Origin of the sequence: Thauera terpenica 58Eu (assembly GCF_000443165.1) — a bacterium.
Taxonomy (GTDB): Bacteria; Pseudomonadota; Gammaproteobacteria; order Burkholderiales; family Rhodocyclaceae; genus Thauera; species Thauera terpenica.
In genome coordinates this window covers 65,791-83,015 of sequence record NZ_ATJV01000001.1, presented here as the reverse complement: position 1 = coordinate 83,015, position 17,225 = coordinate 65,791, and the positions used below count along the sequence as shown (strand labels likewise).

Annotated in this window: 20 protein-coding genes; 5 read left to right on the top strand and 15 right to left on the bottom strand. The window is 64.5% G+C overall.

The annotated features are described in order from the left end of the window. Positions 1-4: 4 nt before the first annotated feature. From queE to ybgC, 8 genes are all read right to left on the bottom strand, one after another. Positions 5-673, bottom strand: a complete 669-nt coding sequence (gene queE / locus M622_RS21160) for a 7-carboxy-7-deazaguanine synthase QueE (RefSeq protein ID WP_031346002.1) — start codon at positions 671-673, stop codon at positions 5-7. Between the two features lie 16 nt (positions 674-689). Further along, positions 690-1,406, bottom strand: coding sequence for a tol-pal system protein YbgF (gene ybgF, locus M622_RS21155; protein WP_021247536.1), 717 nt, complete (start codon positions 1,404-1,406; stop codon positions 690-692). 1 nt (position 1,407) lies between these two features. After that, positions 1,408-1,923, bottom strand: coding sequence for a peptidoglycan-associated lipoprotein Pal (gene pal / locus M622_RS21150; RefSeq protein WP_021247535.1), 516 nt, complete (start codon positions 1,921-1,923; stop codon positions 1,408-1,410). A 66-nt stretch (positions 1,924-1,989) separates the two neighbouring features. Next, on the bottom strand, positions 1,990-3,267 hold the full coding sequence (gene tolB / locus M622_RS21145) for a Tol-Pal system beta propeller repeat protein TolB (protein WP_021247534.1): 1,278 nt from the start codon (positions 3,265-3,267) through the stop codon (positions 1,990-1,992). A 53-nt stretch (positions 3,268-3,320) separates the two neighbouring features. Further along, positions 3,321-4,274, bottom strand: coding sequence for an energy transducer TonB (locus tag M622_RS0119685; protein ID WP_031346001.1), 954 nt, complete (start codon positions 4,272-4,274; stop codon positions 3,321-3,323). Beyond that, a complete protein-coding gene (locus tag M622_RS21140; protein ID WP_021247531.1) occupies positions 4,271-4,684 on the bottom strand; it encodes an ExbD/TolR family protein in 414 nt (137 codons plus the stop codon). The genes M622_RS0119685 and M622_RS21140 overlap by 4 nt, the downstream gene beginning before the upstream one ends. A gap of 18 nt (positions 4,685-4,702) precedes the next feature. Continuing rightward, positions 4,703-5,371: a protein TolQ gene (tolQ, locus tag M622_RS21135; protein WP_021247530.1), complete on the bottom strand. Its 669-nt coding sequence runs from the start codon at positions 5,369-5,371 to the stop codon at positions 4,703-4,705. Then, entirely contained in the window at positions 5,368-5,826 is a 459-nt protein-coding gene (gene ybgC, locus M622_RS21130) for a tol-pal system-associated acyl-CoA thioesterase (RefSeq protein ID WP_031346000.1), read from the bottom strand. Before ybgC ends, tolQ begins: the two co-directional genes overlap by 4 nt. Before the next feature lie 168 nt (positions 5,827-5,994). On the opposite strand from ybgC, the gene M622_RS21125 reads away from it, so the two are divergent. The 5 genes from M622_RS21125 to M622_RS21105 all read left to right on the top strand — a co-directional run bounded on the left by M622_RS21125 (position 5,995) and on the right by M622_RS21105 (position 10,440). Further along, positions 5,995-7,161, top strand: coding sequence for an STAS domain-containing protein (locus tag M622_RS21125; RefSeq protein ID WP_031345999.1), 1,167 nt, complete (start codon positions 5,995-5,997; stop codon positions 7,159-7,161). Between the two features lie 41 nt (positions 7,162-7,202). Continuing rightward, positions 7,203-7,739: an ATP-dependent protease subunit HslV gene (gene hslV / locus M622_RS21120; protein ID WP_021247527.1), complete on the top strand. Its 537-nt coding sequence runs from the start codon at positions 7,203-7,205 to the stop codon at positions 7,737-7,739. Positions 7,740-7,749: 10 nt separating this feature from the next. Then, positions 7,750-9,084, top strand: coding sequence for an ATP-dependent protease ATPase subunit HslU (hslU, locus tag M622_RS21115; RefSeq protein WP_021247526.1), 1,335 nt, complete (start codon positions 7,750-7,752; stop codon positions 9,082-9,084). A 104-nt stretch (positions 9,085-9,188) separates the two neighbouring features. Next, on the top strand, positions 9,189-10,064 hold the full coding sequence (locus M622_RS21110; protein ID WP_021247525.1) for an AEC family transporter: 876 nt from the start codon (positions 9,189-9,191) through the stop codon (positions 10,062-10,064). A 1-nt stretch (position 10,065) separates the two neighbouring features. After that, positions 10,066-10,440 carry a cupin domain-containing protein gene (locus M622_RS21105; RefSeq protein WP_021247524.1) on the top strand — a complete coding sequence of 125 codons (375 nt, stop codon included), beginning with the start codon at positions 10,066-10,068 and terminating at the stop codon, positions 10,438-10,440. A gap of 17 nt (positions 10,441-10,457) precedes the next feature. Here M622_RS21105 and M622_RS21100 read toward each other — a convergent pair whose 3' ends face one another. The 7 genes from M622_RS21100 to M622_RS40270 form a co-directional block, all read right to left on the bottom strand. Then, on the bottom strand, positions 10,458-11,282 hold the full coding sequence (locus tag M622_RS21100; RefSeq protein WP_021247523.1) for a slipin family protein: 825 nt from the start codon (positions 11,280-11,282) through the stop codon (positions 10,458-10,460). Continuing rightward, on the bottom strand, positions 11,282-12,754 hold the full coding sequence (locus M622_RS21095) for an NfeD family protein (protein WP_040830173.1): 1,473 nt from the start codon (positions 12,752-12,754) through the stop codon (positions 11,282-11,284). Before M622_RS21095 ends, M622_RS21100 begins: the two co-directional genes overlap by 1 nt. Before the next feature lie 224 nt (positions 12,755-12,978). Next, positions 12,979-13,389 carry an RNA-binding S4 domain-containing protein gene (locus tag M622_RS21090; protein ID WP_031345996.1) on the bottom strand — a complete coding sequence of 137 codons (411 nt, stop codon included), beginning with the start codon at positions 13,387-13,389 and terminating at the stop codon, positions 12,979-12,981. Between the two features lie 85 nt (positions 13,390-13,474). Beyond that, a complete protein-coding gene (locus M622_RS21085; protein ID WP_021247520.1) occupies positions 13,475-14,212 on the bottom strand; it encodes a complement resistance protein TraT in 738 nt (245 codons plus the stop codon). A 226-nt stretch (positions 14,213-14,438) separates the two neighbouring features. Further along, on the bottom strand, positions 14,439-15,719 hold the full coding sequence (gene cysN, locus M622_RS21080) for a sulfate adenylyltransferase subunit CysN (protein WP_021247519.1): 1,281 nt from the start codon (positions 15,717-15,719) through the stop codon (positions 14,439-14,441). 432 nt (positions 15,720-16,151) lie between these two features. Then, positions 16,152-17,066: a sulfate adenylyltransferase subunit CysD gene (gene cysD, locus M622_RS21075; RefSeq protein WP_021247518.1), complete on the bottom strand. Its 915-nt coding sequence runs from the start codon at positions 17,064-17,066 to the stop codon at positions 16,152-16,154. Positions 17,067-17,073: 7 nt separating this feature from the next. After that, positions 17,074-17,223 (bottom strand): hypothetical protein, encoded by a 150-nt coding sequence (locus tag M622_RS40270; RefSeq protein ID WP_021247517.1) that lies wholly within the window; start codon positions 17,221-17,223, stop codon positions 17,074-17,076. Positions 17,224-17,225: the final 2 nt, after the last annotated feature.

The window sequence follows — 17,225 nt, the reverse complement described above, 5'->3', positions numbered from 1 at the left end:
TGTTTCAGCGGCCGCGCGCGTCGTTCCACAGCACCTTGTGCAGCTGCAGCTGGAAGCGGACCGGCAGGCGGTCACGCACGATCCACTCCGCGAGCTGCGCGGGATCAAGATCACCCGCCACCGGCGACAGCAAGACGGTGCAGCGCGCGGCGAGATCGTGTTCGAGAATCTGCGCCTTGGCCCAGTCGTAGTCGGCCTCGTCGGCGAGGACCATTTTCACTTCGTCCTGAGCGCGCAGCAGGGGAATATTGGCGGGGAGGTTGCGTTCAAGCTCGCCCGAGCCGGGCGCTTTCAGGTCGACGATGCGAGCCACCCGCGCATCAACCGCGCTGATGTCGAGCGCGCCACTGGTTTCGAGCGATACCGAGTAGCCGGCGTCGCACAGCGCGCTCATCAGCGCCAGTGAGGCCTTCTGCGACAGAGGTTCGCCGCCGGTGACGCAGACGTGCTTGAGGCCGTGGCTGGCGATGTCCTGCAGCACGGCGTCCAGCGTGCGTGATTCGCCACCGGTGAAGGCGTAGGCGGTGTCGCACCAGCTGCAGCGCAGCGGGCAGCCGGTGAGGCGCACGAACACGGTGGGCAAACCCACACGCGTCGATTCGCCCTGCACCGAGGCGAAGATCTCGGTGATGCGCAGCTTGACGGTCGCCGTCTCAGCCACCGGAGTGTCGATGCTCACCACCTCCGTCTCAACGCTTGCCGAGGCGCTGCTTGGCGACCTGCGCGGCGTTGCTCTGCGGATAGCGTTCGGTCAGCGCTTGCAGGGTGCGGCGCGAGGTTGCGGCGTCACCGATGGACTGCTGGCTGTTGGCGAGGCCGAGCATGGCGTCAGGGGCGACGTTCTCGTTGGGCCACTTGTTGAGCACGGTCTCGAAGTGCTTGGTGGCGGCGTTGATGTCCTTGGCTTGGAGCGCGGCATTGCCGGCCCAGAAATGGGCGCCGGCGCTGAAGTTGCCTGCGGGGAAGCGCGCCAGAAAGGCATCGAAGGCGGTGAGCGCTTCACGATGCTTGCCGTCCTTGAGCAGGTTGAGTGCCGCTTCGTACTCCGCTGACTCTGCAGCGGGATCAGCGCTGGCGCCAGCCGCAGCTGGCGGCGCGCCGGATTCCATCTGGCGCAGGCGGGTGTCGAGGTCGACGTAGAAGTCCCGCTGCCGCTGTTTGAGCGTTTCCACCTCATTGACCAGCAGCTCGATCTGGCCGCGCAGGCGGGCCACTTCGGCACGCAGCTGTTCGTTTTGATTGGCGAGCTCGAGTTGGCCACGGCTGGTGGTTTCGAGCCGACCTTCGAGGTCCTGGCGGATGTTGGTGATCTGACGACGGGCCTCGGCATCATCGAACAGACCCGCTTGCGCGGGTCCGGCCGATGACAAGATGAGAATCGCCGCCAGCGGCAGCAGGCGCTTCATCTCAGAATTCGCCCGAGTACAGCATGTCGCCACGACGGTTCTCGGCGTAGCAGGCTTCAGAGGCGTCGTCGCAACGCGGCTTTTCTTCGCCCAGGCTGACGGATTCGATCTGCGCTTCCTTGGCGCCCAGCAGCAGCAGCGCCTGCTTGACCACGTCGGCACGCTTCTGACCCAGCGCCAGGTTGTATTCGCGGCTGCCGCGCTCGTCGGTGTTGCCCTGGATGAGCATCTTCATCTGCGGGTTCTGCACCAGGAAGCGGGCGTGGGCTTCGACCAGCGGCTTGGCTTCGGATTTGATGATGTAGCTGTCGAAGTCGAAGAACACGCTGCGCTTGGACAGGATGTTGTTCGGATCGGTCAGCGCGGCGATGCCCGAGCCGGAGGTGCCGCCGGCGGTCACGGTGGTCACACCGGCGCCTGCGGAGCGGTCTTCGACCTGGGATGCTGTGTCGGTGCCGGTGCTTGAGCACGCAGCGAGGACCAGCGACAACAAGGCGGGGAGTACAAGTTTCTTCATGAGTGATGCTCCTGATTCTTTCGTTTTAAGACAGCAGTGGTTACAGATTTATTTACAGCTTTATTATCACCGTGGCTGCGGACCCCAGGCGGGTTCGCGTACATCGGCGGCCTGCACCGTCAGGCGTTGCTTGATCCGCCCATCAGACGACACCGCCGACAGCACGCCCCGTCCACCGCTTTCGGTGGCGTAGAGGATCATGCGGCCGTTGGGGGCGAAGCTGGGGGATTCGTCGCGTGCCGAATCGGTGAGGATCGTTGTCTGGCGAGTGGCGAGGTCCTGCACCGCCACCTGAAAGCGGCCTGCATTGCGGGTGATGAAGGCGAGCAAGGTGCCGTCCGCCGAAAGGCGCGGAGTCACGTTGTAGTTGCCGTCGAAGGTCACCCGCTGGGCACTGCCACCGCCAGCGGAAATACGATAGATCTGCGGGCTGCCGCCGCGATCGGAAGTGAAATAGATGTTGCTGTCGTTGCCCCAGTAGGGCTCGGTGTCGATGCCCGCCGAGCTGGCCAGGCGGCGTACGCCGGAGCCGTCGGCATTGAGCACGTAAAGCTGTGACTGGCCGTCCTTGGTCAGCACCACGGCGAGCTGGCTGCCGTCGGGCGACCATGCCGGGGCGGAGTTGGAGCCCTTGAAGTTGGCGACGATGCGACGCTGGCCGGTGGCGAGCGTATGCACGTAGATGATGGGCTTTTTCTGCTCGAACGACACGTAGGCCAGGCGCTGGCCGTCAGGCGACCAGGTGGGCGAGATGATCGGTTCGCGCGAACGCAGCGCCGCTGCGGCATTCATGCCGTCGGCGTCGGCCACTTGCAGCTCGAAGTTGGGGCCGCTCTTGATCACGTAGGCGATGCGGGTGGAGAAGTAACCGGGCTGGCCGGTGAGTTTTTCGTACACGAAGTCGGCGATGCGATGGCCGATCATGCGATTCTGCGCGGCCATCATCGGCAGCGCCATGGCGCCGAGTTCGAGCTGTGTCTGGGTGTCGAAGAGGCGAAAGCGAACTTCGTAGCGTCCATTGCCCTGTGGCAGCACGCTGCCGGTGAGTACCGCATCTGCGCCGCGCCCGCGCATTGCCGGCAGGTCGGGGAGTACCGCCTCGGGCAGCGCAAGGGGGCCGAGATCGACGAGGCTGAACAGCCCGCTGCGGTCGAGGTCGGCGCGCACGACGTCGGTGACGCTGTTGGGCAGCTGGCCTTCATTTTCGAAGATCGGGATGATCACCGGGAAGCGCGAAGCGCCCGCGCCCGTGATCTCGATCGAGAGCTGGGCGAGGGCGCCATGGGCGAAGCCTGCCAGCGCAATGGCCAGCAGGAGGCGGAAAGCGATAAGAATTCGGGTCATAGAGGGCACTCCAACCGAGGATTATATAGATTAATTAAGCAGATAAGCCATGATCAGTCTTCGGTCAGCGGACGGAACTTGAATTCCAGAGTGCGCTGAAAAAGACTGGGGTTGGGCGGCAGGGGTAAGGGGCTTGAGCGCCGGATGGCGCGCTCGATGGCTTCGTCCAGTGCCGCGACCCCTGATGAACGTTTGAGCCGGAGATTGAGCACCTCGCCCGAGGGCAGTTGATCCACCTCGAAAGTGGCTTCCGGGTTTCCGCTCAGCCCTGGCGGGCGCAGCAGATTGCCTCGCACCTTGGTCGCGATCGCAAGCTTGTACTTGTCCATGTCGCCCTGGGCGCCGGCACGGGCGGCGTCCTGACGCAGCATGCCCTCCAGACGCGCGTCTTGCGCCGCCTGTGCTTCCTGCGCCAGGAGCTTCTTCATGTAATCGTCCTGCACCGGCCTGGCCTGCGGTTCGGGCTTCGGTTGGGGCTCGGGCTTCGGCTGTGGCTTGGGCTCGGGCTTCGGCTGTGGCTTGGGCTCCGGTTTGGGTTCGGGTTTGGGTTCGGGCTTCGGGACTGGCTTGGGCTCGGGCTTTGGAGCGGGCTTGGGTTCAACCTTGGGCTCGGGCTTGGGGGCCGGTTTGGGCGGTTCGGGTTTTTTCTCCGGGGCCTTGGTCGCGATCTCGGGTTTTGGAACCGGTGTGGGCTTGGGCGTGGGTGCAGGCTTGGGGGGTTCTGGCTCGGGCTTCGGGGTCGGCTTGGGCTCGGGCTTGGGCTCGGGCTTTGGTTCGGGCTTTGGTTCGGGTTTGGGTTCAGGCTTGGGCTCGGGTCTGGGGGCTGGAGCGGAGGACGTGAGCGGTGCGCTGGTGAGCGCGACCTCAATCCCCGCAGGCGGCGGGCTCTGCCAGCGGACACCGAAAAAAAGGAACAGGAATAAGCCCAGGTGGACCGCGACGGTCAGCCCGAGTGATTGCCATTTACCCGGTAGCGGCTTCCGGGGCGATGCTGCGCGGTCCCTCATTTACGTGCGGCGCTGCTTTGGGTGACGAGGCTGATCTTGCGTACTCCCGCGCTGCGTGCGGTCTCCAGGACGTCGATGACCTTCTGGTAGTCGAGCTTGCTGTCGGCGTCGACGAGGAAGGGCTGCTCCGGGCCCTTCGTCAGCGCCTCCTTGAGGCTGAGCTCAAGCTGGTCCTTGCGGATCGGGCGTGAGGGGCTGTTGCTGGAACGCAGTGCCAGTGCGCCGTCGGCTTTCACTTCGATGGTGATCGCGTCGGCCTGCGGCGGCGGTGTGCCCGGGCCGGCGGAGGGAACGTTGATGGTGCCGTGCTGGATCATTGGCGCGGTGACCATGAAGATCACCAGTAACACCAGCATCACGTCGATATAGGGCACGACGTTGATCTGGTTCATGAGGCGGCGTTGGCGCATTGCTGGACTCCGTGTCCGTCAGCGCAGGTTGCGCTGCAAGATGTTGGAGAACTCTTCCATGAAGCTCTCGAAGCGGATGCTGATGCGGTCGATGTCGTGGGCGAAGCGGTTGTAGGCGACGACGGCCGGGATGGCTGCAAACAGGCCGATGGCAGTGGCGACCAGGGCTTCGGCGATGCCGGGGGCGACCTGTGCCAGGGTCGCTGAGCCCACGTTGGACAGCCCGCGGAAGGAGTTCATGATGCCCCACACAGTGCCGAGCAGGCCGATGTAGGGCGACACTGAGCCCACCGAGGCGAGAAAGGCGAGGTGGGCTTCAAGATCGTCGCCCTCGCGCTGGAAGGTGGCGCGCATTGCACGGCGCGAGCCATCGAGGATCGCACTGTGATCATGGTTCTTGGCACGCAGCTTGGTGTATTCACGGTAGCCGGATTCGAAGATACGTTCCATGCCGCCGGTTTCGTGACGGTTGGCGGCTTCATACAAGGTGTTGAGGTCGCCCCCGCTCCAGAAGTCGCGCTCGAAGACGTCGGTCTGAGTGCGCGCCGCGCGCAGCTGGAACCACTTGCGAAAGATCCAGTACCAGGACATCAGCGACAAGGTGGCAAGCAGCGCCATCACCAGTTGGACGAGTACGCTGGCCTGGCTGATCAGGCTGAGGATGGAAAGGTCGTGAGTGACGGTCATGCGAGGCTTTCAAAGAGTGAGTACAGCTGGGTCGGGATGGGGGTCGGTTTTTGTCGGCGCTGGTCTATGCAGGCGACTAGGACTTGTGCGCTGAAGAGAAGTTGCCCTTCGCGCTGGACATCCTGCTCGAACAGCAGGCTGGCACCGCGCAGGGCGGAGATGCGGGTGATGACTTCGAGCGCATCGTCCAGCCGGGCTGCACGCAGATAGTCGGCCTTGACCGAGCGCACCACGAAGGCGATGCCGTCCGATGCCATCAAGGCCTGCTGTCCGATACCGAGTTCGCGCAGCCACTCGGTGCGTGCGCGCTCGCAAAAGCGCAGGTAGTTGGCGTAATAGACCACGCCCGCCGCATCGGTGTCTTCGTAGTAGACCCGGAGCGCCAGAATGGATGAAGATGACCCAGGCGGTGCGGTCTGCGCGGGGGGCAATATTGCAGCTGATTTCGGTTGCATCGCAGCATTCTATCCGAGCCCATGCCGCCGTCCACTGACAAGTGTTGATGCAGATATTTACAAAAGGTAATCCCCGCCATTGCCAGTGTTCGCAGGCACATTGCGGGAAATGCTATCCTTGTGGACGGGCTTTCCAGCCCCTGTCGAAACCTTGGGACAACGCACAGCGTGGCACTTTCCTTTTTCGGTCGCAAATCACCAGGCAGCGTCAAATCGGTACAGCATGGTCCGTCTGCTGAAGTGGGTGAAGGTGCGCTGCTCCCGCCGCCGACGGAACTCTCCGAGCTCGACTTCAGCAGCAGCGATGCAGGGCGAGGCCTGGCGACAGCGGCGGGCGAGGTCGAGGTGCGGGAGGCAGTGTCGGGCATCGGCGCGGTGTTCGAGGAAGCGGCCGTGCTCTATGCCAATGGCAATGTTGGCGAGGCCGAGAAAGTGCTCGCCGCGACCTTGGACGACGCGGAGGCGACATCCGGTGAAGGCTTGTGGATGATGTTGCTCGACCTCTATCGCCTCACCGGGCAGCGTCAGCGCTTTGAATCCCGTGTGCTTGACTACGCGACGCGCTTCGAGCGCTCGCCGCCATCGTGGGTGGATCTTTCCGCAGCGGCGAGTCGCCCCGCGGGCGATCGTGCGCCCACCGTCAATCTGTCCGGCAGTCTCGCCGCCCAGGCTGAAACCCAGTTGCGCCAGATCTCCGCGCTGGCACGCCGCAGCGGCGCAGTGCGCATCGATGTCGGCCGCCTGCGCAGTGTGGCTGACGCCGGCTGCGCCTTGTTGCTGAGCCTGCTCAATGAACTGGCTGCGGAGCGCATCACGGTCAGTCTGGCTAGCGTCGACCTCTTTGTCGAGGAACTCGCACGGCGCGCGCAGGTAGGGCAGGCTGAAGGGCGAGACACCTGGCTGCTGCTGCTCGAATTGCTCCAGTTCACCGGCGACCAGGCCCGTTTCGAAAACCTGGCTGTGGATTACGCGATCACCTTCGAGGAGTCGCCACCCTCGTGGAGAGGGATTGCACTGCCAAAGCCAGAGGCCGCACAGGCGCCGGCGAGCGCAGTGAGCGGCGGGGGCTTCCAGTTGAGCGGCGAGCTGTGTGGTGCATCGAACGAGGGACTCAAGCGCCTCGCCAGCCATGCGGCTGAAACCCAGGACATGAAAGTGGACTGCGCCCAGCTCCGTCGCATCGACTTTGTCTGCGCGGGCTTGCTGTTCAACATTCTCGCCACTATCAAGGCTCAGGGTAAACTCGTGACCCTTTTCAACGTCAACGCCATGGTGGCCGCCTTGTTGCGCGTCATGAGCGTAGATCAGGTTGCGCACGTCACCCTGCGTCACTGAACAACCCACCAGCGCCGGCTCCGAGCCGACGAGGAATCATCATGGAACAATACCGCGGCACCACCATCCTGTCCGTGCGGCGTGGCAATCGCATCGCCCTGGGCGGGGATGGTCAGGTCACGCTGGGCAACATCGTCATCAAGGCTTCGGCGCGCAAGGTGCGCACGCTCTACAACGGCAACATCCTCGCCGGTTTTGCCGGTGGCACGGCCGACGCCTTCACCCTGTTCGAGCGTTTCGAGGCCAAGCTCGACAAGTACCAGGGCAATCTGCTGCGCAGCGCAGTCGAGCTGGCCAAGGATTGGCGCACCGACCGCATGCTGCGCCGGCTCGAGGCGATGCTGGCGGTCGCCGACCGCGAGCACTCGCTGGTGATTACCGGTAACGGTGATGTGCTCGAGCCCGAGCAGGGCATCGTCGCCATCGGCAGTGGCGGCGCCTTCGCGCAGTCGGCGGCACGCGCGCTGATCGAAAACACCGAACTCGAGCCGAAAGAGGTGGTGTCCAAGGCACTTGGCATCGCCGCCGACCTGTGCATTTACACCAATCACCATCACACCATCGAAGTGCTGGATTGAGAGCGAACGCATGACCCAGATGACCCCGCCGGAGATCGTCTCCGAACTCGACAAGTACATCGTCGGCCAGGACAAGGCCAAGAAGGCCGTTGCCATCGCCTTGCGCAACCGCTGGCGGCGGGCGCAGGTCGAGGAGCCGCTGCGCAGCGAGATCACGCCCAAGAACATCCTGATGATAGGCCCCACCGGCGTGGGCAAGACCGAGATTGCCCGCCGCCTTGCACGCCTGGCTCATGCGCCCTTCATCAAGATCGAGGCGACCAAGTTCACCGAAGTCGGCTACGTCGGTCGTGATGTCGAGACCATCATTCGCGACCTGATGGAGATCGCGATCAAGGATGGGCGCGACCGGGCGATGAAGTCGGTGCGCGACCGTGCGCTTGACGCCGCCGAGGACCGCGTACTCGATGCCTTGTTGCCGCCGGCGCGCGCTGTCGGCCTCGATGTCGAGCAGCAGCCGGCGCCGGACTCGGCCACGCGGCAGAAATTTCGCAAGAAGCTGCGTGAGGGCGAACTCGACGACAAGCAGATCGACATCGAAGTGGCGACACCGTCGATGCAGGCCGAGATCTTCGCGCCGCCAGGCATGGAGGAGCTGACCCAGCAGATTCAGGGCATGTTCCAGAACATGGGTGGTGGCAAGAAGAAGCAGCGCAAGCTGCAGATCCGTGAAGCCCTCAAGCTGCTCGCCGACGAAGAAGCCGCGCGCATGATCAATGACGAGGAAGTGAAGCTCGAGGCGGTGCGTGCGGTGGAGCAGAACGGCATCGTGTTCCTGGATGAAATAGACAAGATCGCCGCGCGCAGTGACATGCAAGGCGCTGATGTGTCGCGCCAGGGCGTGCAGCGCGACCTGCTGCCCTTGGTCGAAGGCACGACGGTGTCGACCAAGTACGGCATGATCAAGACCGATCACATCCTGTTCATCGCCAGTGGCGCCTTCCATCTGGCCAAACCCAGCGACCTGATCCCTGAGCTGCAGGGCCGCTTCCCGATCCGGGTCGAGCTCGAGTCGCTGTCGGTGGAGGACTTCGAACGCATCCTCACCAGCACCGACGCCTGCCTCACCCGCCAGTACGAGGCCTTGCTGGCCACTGACGGCGTCAAGGTCGAGTTCACCCCCGAGGGGGTGCGGCGCCTGGCCGAGATCGCCTTCCAGGTCAATGAGAAGACCGAGAACATCGGCGCACGCCGCCTGTACACAGTGATGGAAAAGCTGCTCGAAGAAGTGTCCTTCGAGGCCGGCAAGGCCGCAGTCGCGAACGTGCATGTCGATGCCGCCTATGTCGATGGTCGGCTGGACATGCTGGCGCAGCGCGAGGATCTGGCGCGCTACGTGCTCTGAGCGACGCGCTCCCCAGGCTTCACCCGTTCCGCCCCGACGGCGTACCCAGTGCGCCAACGGGGCGGCGTCATTTCCAGGCGCATCCCCTCTCCTGATCGACTCCGATGCTGATCCGAATCGTCGAAATCCTCTTCCCGCTGTTCGCGATCACTGCGCTTGGCTACCTCGTTGGCCGGCGCATGAAGCCCGACCTGTCGCAGGCCAACAAGCTCAACATGGACGTGTTCGTGCCGGCGCTGGTGTTTGCCGCGCTGGCGAACAAGGCGTTCGACATCAGCGCCTTCCTGCCGCTGGTGGTGGCGGTGAGCCTGATTGTGCTCGGTTCGGGGCTGGTGGCGTGGGCGCTGGCGCGTGCGCTCGGCATGCAGCCGAAGACGCTGGTGCCACCCATCATGTTCAACAACTGCGGCAACCTCGGTCTGCCGTTGGCGGTGCTGACTTTTGGCGAGACGGCGCTGGCGCCGATGGTGGTGATGTTCATGGTGTCCAACCTGGTGCATTTTTCCTTCGGCGCCTGGTTGCTTGACCATCGCGTGCGCCTGCTCACGGTATGGAAGGTGCCGTCGGTGCTGGCCACCTTCCTGGGGCTGAGCGTGAGCCTGAGCCACTTCGAGGTGTGGCCGCCGCTCTTGATCGCGATCCGCATGCTCGGCGAAATATCGATTCCGTTGATGTTGTTCGGTCTCGGTGTGCGTCTGGCGGACTCCCGCATCAGCGCGGTCGGCATCGGCGTGTTTGGTGCCCTCGCGCGCCCACTGATAGGCTTGGCGCTGGCGTGGGCGGTGCTGCAGCTGATCGAGCTGCCGGCGCGCGAGCAGGCGCTGCTACTGGTGTTCGGCGCGCTGCCGCCCGCGGTGCTCAACTTCATGTTTGCCGAACGCTATCAGCAGGAGCCGGGCAAGGTGGCGTCGATGGTGTTGATCGGCAATCTGGCGGCGGTCGTGTTCCTGCCGCTGGCGCTGGCCTTGGTGCTGGACTGAAATGGCCGAGCAAGAGCCCTCACCGCCGCACCCTGCGGGCGCAAAGGCGCTGCGCCGCGGCAATCTTTTTTCGCCGCTCCCACCTGCCGGCCTGGAAGAGCACTTTGAGCTCCTGTTTGCAGGCGGCGCTTGCCGCGTCGAGCGCATCGTTTCGCACGGCCAGGCCAGCCCGCCCGGCTTCTGGTACGAACAGCCGGAAGACGAATGGGTGGTGCTGCTGCAGGGCAGCGCCGAACTCGGTTTTGCCGATGGCGCCCGCCTCGCGCTGGAGCCGGGTGACTGGGTCGAACTGCCCGCCGGCTGCCCCCATCGGGTGGAGGCAACGGCCGTCGGCACGGTGTGGCTGGCGGTGCACTGCGCGCGCGACCCGGATTGAACCGCGTCCGACAGTGTTCAGGCTTGCGCTGGAGGCTGTGCTGAGGGCGCTGCCGGGGACGCCACCGGGGCTGTCAGCGCCTGCGCGCTGCGGGCTTGCCCCATGAGTTGACCGAGGATGTCCACCGGCACCGGAAACACCAGGGTCGAGCTTTTGTCGCCGGCGACCTGGGTCAGCGTCTGCAGATAGCGCAGTTGCATGGCAGCCGGCTCGAGCGCGAGCGTCTGTGCCGCCTCCAGCAAGGCCTGGGCCGCCTGCTTTTCGCCCTCGGCGTGAATCACCTTGGCGCGACGCTCGCGCTCGGCCTCGGCCTGGCGGGCAATCGCACGCACCATGTTTTCATTGAGGTCGATGTGCTTGATCTCGACGTTGGTGACCTTGATGCCCCAGGAGTCGGTCTGCGCGTCGAGGATGTTCTGCACGTCCAGGTTGAGGCGCTCGCGCTCGGACAGCATCTCGTCGAGTTCGTGTTTGCCCAGCACCGCGCGCAAGGTGGTCTGTGCGAGCTGGCTGGTGGCGACGAGGAAGTTTTCCACCTGGATGATGGCTTTTTCCGGATCGAGGACGCGGAAGAACACGATCGCATTGACCTTCACCGAGACGTTGTCGCGCGAGATCACGTCTTGCGCAGGCACGTCCATGGTCACCACGCGCAGGTCCACCTTCACCATTTGCTGGATGCCCGGAATCACGATCACCAGGCCAGGGCCCTTGACGCGCCAGAAGCGACCGAGCAGGAAAATGACGCCACGCTCGTATTCGCGCAGGATCTTGATCGAGGCGGCGACAAGGAAGAGCAGCAGCAGGATCAGTGGTGCGAGCCCGAATTGAAGATCGATCATCACGATGTACTCCCTGTTTTGGTGATGGAAACCGAGGGTGAAACCTCGAGCACGAGACCGTCGATATGCTCGACCTGTACGCGCGCTCCGGGGCTGAGCGGCGCTGGACTGCGGGCGCGCCAGGTTTCGCCGTGCACGCTTATCCACCAGTGGCCATCCGCGCTGGCCTGAGTGACGGTGCCATGCGCGCCGATCAAGCCCTCGCGTCCGCTCACCACCGGGCGGCGCAGGCTGCGCAGCGCGAGTTTGCCGATGCCGAGGAGAATGACTGCGCTGGCAAGGGCAAAGCCGATGATCAGCGCCGGCGGCACGCCGAAGCCGGGGGCGTCGGTGTTCATCAGGAACAGGCCGCCGACGACGAAGGCGACGATGCCACCGACGCCGAGCACGCCGAAGCTGGGCAGGAAGGCCTCGGCCAGCATGAGCGCGGCGCCGACCGCCACCAGCAGCACACCGGCCCAGTTCACCGGCAGGAGCTGGAAGGCGTAGAGCGCGACCAGCAGCGCGATGGCGCCTGCTACGCCGGGCACCCCGAAGCCGGGCGAGGTGAATTCGAAGAACAGGCCGTAGATGCCGATCATCATCAGGATCAGGGCCAACTGTGGGTTGGCGACTGCGGCAAGCACGCGGTTGCGCCAGTCCGGCTCCAGGCGCTCGATGCTCAGATCGGCGGTGGCCAGTGTGCGTCGGCCGTCGAGCACGGGGACTTCGCGGCCATCGAGCTTGAGCACCAGATCGGCGACATCGAGCGCGGTGAGATCGATCACCCCCTGGGCCAGCGCCTCTTCGGCCGACAGGCTGGCGGCCTCGCGCACGGCGCGTTCGGCAAAGTCCACGTCGCGGCCGCGTAACTGGGCCAGGCTGCGGATGTAGGCGGTGGCGTCGGAGATGGACTTTGCCGTCATCGCGTCGGTGGGCCCGGCGCCCTGCGCCCTGGCGCGCTCTGTCGCGTCCGCAGCGGGCTCTTCGCCAGGCGCGCTGCCTTGCCCGGACGGGGAGGCTTGTCGATTGTCGTCCTCGCGAGGTATGTCCGTGCCGGGTTGCGCGCCGCCAATACCGATCGCCACCGGCGTGGCCGCGCCAAGGTTGGTCGCCGGGGCCATCGCCGCGATGTGGCTGGCGTAAAGAATGTAGGTGCCGGCGCTGGCGGCGCGTGCGCCCGCGGGCGCGACGAAGGTGGCAACGGGTACGGGCGAAGCGAGGATGTCCTTGATGATGGCTCGCATCGAGCTGTCGAGCCCGCCCGGGGTGTCGATCTCGATAACCACCAGTTGCGCGCCGCGCTCGGCGGCGCGGAGCAGACCCTTGTGCAGGTAGTCGGCGGTTGCCGGCCCGATCACGCCGTCCACATGCAGCACAAGCACCCCATCACGGCCTGGCGGGGCTGCGCCGAGCACCCCGAAAGACAGCGCCAGGCTCAGCACCAGCAGGCTGATCAACTTCTGCATCATGGCCGGTTTGGGAGCCCACATGTGAAGCCCTCCGCGACGGTGTGCTGGCAAATGGCAGCGGCACCTGTGAGTCGGAGTGCCCAACAAGGCCGCAAGTTCGCCGCGTCTGCGTATTGCCCGAGCCGTACAGCGCAATCCTCGCCCTGCGCAGCGTCAGCACGCAAGCCGTGACATGACCCTTGAGCCCTTGCCCGCGCCCACGCAAGGGTCTGGATCTGGCCCGCTTTGCGCAGGCACGGTAGTGCTCAGAACCCGCCGAAGCGGTCGATGCGGCGGCGGTCGCGCTTGGTGGGGCGGCCATGCAGATCAGCGCCCGGGGTGGCGGCAAACTTGCGCAACTCACGGGCGCGCTCGCGTGCCTCCATGCTCTCCGCGGTCTCTTCGTAGAGTGTTTGCGCCACGGTCGCTGTGCCCCGCTTGTCGGCGATGGCGCATACCATCACCGTGCGCGTGTCTTCGCCAATGGTGATGTCGACGCGGTCACCAGGTTTGATCTCGCGTGAAGGTTTGGTCGCAAGGCCGTTGAGCTTGACCTTGCCGCCGTCTATCGCCTCGGTGGCGGCGCTGCGATGTTTGAAGAAACGCGCTGCCCACAACCATTTGTCGACGCGGGTGCGAGGGACAGAATCCTTGGGGGAGGGGGTGCGGACTGACATGGCGTGGACGTAAGAGCGGCGCGACCGACATTATCGGCAGCGCCGCTGCAAATGGCAAAGCGCGCGCTGGTACGCGCGCAGCGGGTCAGAACAGGCCGGAAATCGAGGTGATGAGGCCTTTCTTCAGTTCCGGGAGCGCCTCTTCAAACTCGAGGTTGACCTTGTTGGCGGTGGAGCCGATACGCGTCTGATAGGACTTGTATTCGGACTCTTCGTCGTACGCAACCTGGGTGCTGCCACTGTTGCCCTGGCGCAGGTTGTGTCTGCTGCTGACGCTGGCCTTGCCCTTGCCGCGCATGCGTTCCTTGAGTTGCAGGTCGGTGATCATGGAAAAATAGACGTCTTTCACCGCCGCTCCGGCGACGGTTTCGGCGATGGCGCCGATCAGGCCTGCGGCTGCAATTCCACGTCCGCCGCTGCCTGTGGCATAGGCAACACCAGAACCGAGGACGAGTCCGCCGACCGCGGATACACCGTAGCCCTGCTGCATGGCGGCCTCGATGGCGCTCGGCGCGGCCTTGCCGACCTGAAGGATGTTGGCCTGCAGGATGTAATGCGCGGCGTCCGGGTCTTGCAGCACCTGATAACCCTTGGCCCCCAGCGCAGCGACGATTTCATCGTGGACCGAGAGTTCAGGCTTGTCGGAGGTGTTGCGGATCTGGACGAAGATGGTTTTCTTGTCCGCGCCTACCGGGTCGAGAAACACCGTATCCGACATCTTGGTCTGCACGTCCAGATCGCGCTTGCTGATGGCGACCTGGGTGGCTGCACATCCGGACAGCAGGGTGGCCGCAAGGGCGACCACGATCATTCGCTTGTACATTGTTCCCTTCCTTCAGGCTTGAGGCCGTGACCTTGCGCTTCATCGACCTCCTGGCCTGTTGTCAGGGCTGTCGGTGAGCGGCGGTCAGTGGCGCTAAAAATGACAAAAACATAGTTGCGTTTCGCATCATCCGACAATTGTAAGCAGTAGTAAAGGTCCCTGATGGGCGCCTTTGCTGCCCGCGTGATGTAGTTCTCGATCGCGCTGTCTCGCCCGCGGCGGGAACTCAGGCGATCATGCCCGCGCCCACGGTGTTGTTGCTGCTCTCGTCAATGATGATGAAGGCGCCGGTAGCGCGATTGCTACGATACGAGTCGGCGACGATCGGTTGTGCGAGCTTCAGCGTGACGCGGGCGATGTCGTTCATGGCCAGGCCATCGGCAGCTTCCCGCTCCAGCGTGTTTACGTCGAGGCGGTAGTCGATCTTCGCGAGCTTGGCCTTGACCTCACGGGTGGTGTGGCGGACCAGGTAGGTGCGCGCCGGGCTCAAGGGGGTCTCGGACAGCCAGCACAGGGTGGCGTCGATGTGCTTGACGGGCACGGGCGCTTCGGCCGACTTGACGATGAGGTCGCCGCGCGAGATGTCGATTTCGTCTTCCAGCAGCAGGGTCACCGACTGCTCGTGGATGGCGCGCGGCAGCGACTGGCTGCCCAGTTCGATTTTCTTGATGCGGCTGCGCGCACCTGAGGGCAGTACGGTGATGGCGTCGCCGACGGCGATTGCGCCCGACTCCACCCGCCCCATGAAACCGCGGTAGTCGTGCAACTCGGGGTTGGCCGAGTCCTGCGGGCGGCAGACGTATTGCACCGGAAAGCGGAAGTCTTCGGCCTGCTCGGTGTGGGCGGCGGGGGCGTTCTCGAGGATGTCGAGCAGGGTCGGGCCCTCGTACCAGGGCAGGTGCTCGCCGCGGTCGACGATCATGTCGCCGGCCAATGCGGAGATGGGGATGAAGCGCACGTCCTTGATGCCAAGCTGGGTGGCGAAGGTGAGGTATTCGGCCTTGATGCGCTCGAACACCGCCTGGTCATAGCCGACCAGGTCCATCTTGTTGACTGCGACCAGAAGGTGGGGAATGCCGACCAGGCTGGCGAGGTAGGAGTGGCGGCGGGTCTGGGTGAGGATGCCCTTGCGCGCGTCGACGAGGATGATGGCGAGGTTGGCGGTGGAGGCCGCGGTGACCATGTTGCGGGTGTACTGCTCGTGGCCGGGGGCGTCGGCGATGATGTACTTGCGCCGGCCGGTGGTGAAGTAGCGGTAGGCGACGTCGATGGTGATGCCTTGTTCGCGCTCGGCCTGCAGGCCGTCGGTGAGCAGCGACAGGTCGACCTCCGCCATGCCGCGCCGGGCCGAGGTTTTTTCCATGGCGTTGAGGGTGTCGGCAAGGATGGTCTTGCTGTCGAAGAGCAGGCGGCCAATCAAGGTGCTTTTGCCGTCGTCTACGCTGCCGCAGGTCAGGAAGCGCAGCAGGCCATTGTCGATTTCGGGGAGGTGTTCGAGGGCGGACATGGTTTTTATTCCTTCAGACTTTCTTCAAATTCGCTTGCTGATTGTTTGATGTGCTTCGTGCCTGCGATGCGCCGGGTGTTCCTTCGGAAGGCTGCGGAACTCGCCATCGCTGCGCTCGGCTCAGACAGTCCTCGCCTTCTTCAGGAACACCCGACACATCCCCGGCTCGCCGAGTTCGTTCTTCCGGCCAGGCCAGGTCCTGTTTTTTCTCAGTGTCTTGACCAAGGTTCCAGGATGCGTGCGGGGCATTCGTGAAGAGGCGAGGACTGTCTGAGCCCGAAGGGCGAGTTCCGCAGCCTCGGAAGGAATGCCCCGTACGCATCCCTCCTGGAGCCGGTGACTTCCAGCCTGCCGCTTTCAACAGCCCCGGAAGGAACACCCTGCATGCGTCCCGCCGCCGAACCGTCGAGCACAAACAGCCAAAAACAGCTCTCAGAAGTACCCTTCCTTCTTGCGCTGCTCCATCGAGGCTTCCGAGGTCTGGTCGTCCATCCGCGTTGCGCCGCGCTCGGTGATGGTCGTCGTTGCGGTCTCGGCAAGGATCTTCTCCACGGTGTCGGCGTCGGACTCCACCGGCGCGGTGCAGCTGATATCACCGACGGTGCGAAAACGCACCTGCACGTCCTCGACCACATCGCCATCCTTTGCCGGCGTGAGCTCGGTGACCGGCTGCAGCAAGCCGTTCCTGCGCACCACCGGGCGGGTGTGGGCGAAGTAGATCGACGGCAACTCCAGCTGCTCGCGGGCGATGTACTGCCACACGTCGAGCTCGGTCCAGTTGCTGATCGGGAAGGCGCGGATGTTCTCGCCCTGGTGGCGGCGCGCGTTATACAGGTTCCACAGCTCGGGGCGCTGGTTCTTCGGGTCCCACTGGCCGAACTCATCGCGGAAGCTCATGATGCGCTCCTTCGCGCGTGCCTTCTCTTCGTCGCGGCGGGCGCCGCCGATGCAGGCGTCGAAACCGAACTCCTCGATCGCCTCGAGCAGCGTCACCGACTGATGCTTGTTGCGCGACTCACCCGCATGCTTCAGCACCACGGTGCCGCGCGCCATCGAATCTTCCAGCGAGCGCACGATCAGGCGCTCGCCGAGCTCGGCTGCACGCTGGTCGCGGAAGTCAGTCACTTCCTTGTAGTTGTGGCCGGTGTCGATGTGCAGCAGCGGGAAGGGGAAGCGGCCGGGGCGGAAAGCCTTCTCAGCCAGGCGCAGCAGGCACAGCGAATCCTTGCCACCAGAGAACAGCAGCACAGGGTTGGCGCACTGGCCGGCGACTTCGCGCAGGATGTGGATGGCTTCAGCTTCCAGCCAGTCAAGGTGGGACAAGGTCTGTTTGATCAGGGTCGACATGATGGGTTTACCGTTGCGGATGCTTGGTCGAGTGCTTGCGGAAGGCACGCAGCGCGGCCTTCAGACCGGCCCGGAGCGCAAGCAGGCGATGCTGCAGGTGGCGCAGTGCGCCCACATCAGCGCTGTGCACGCGCTGCACGGAGTGTCTGGTGTTCATGC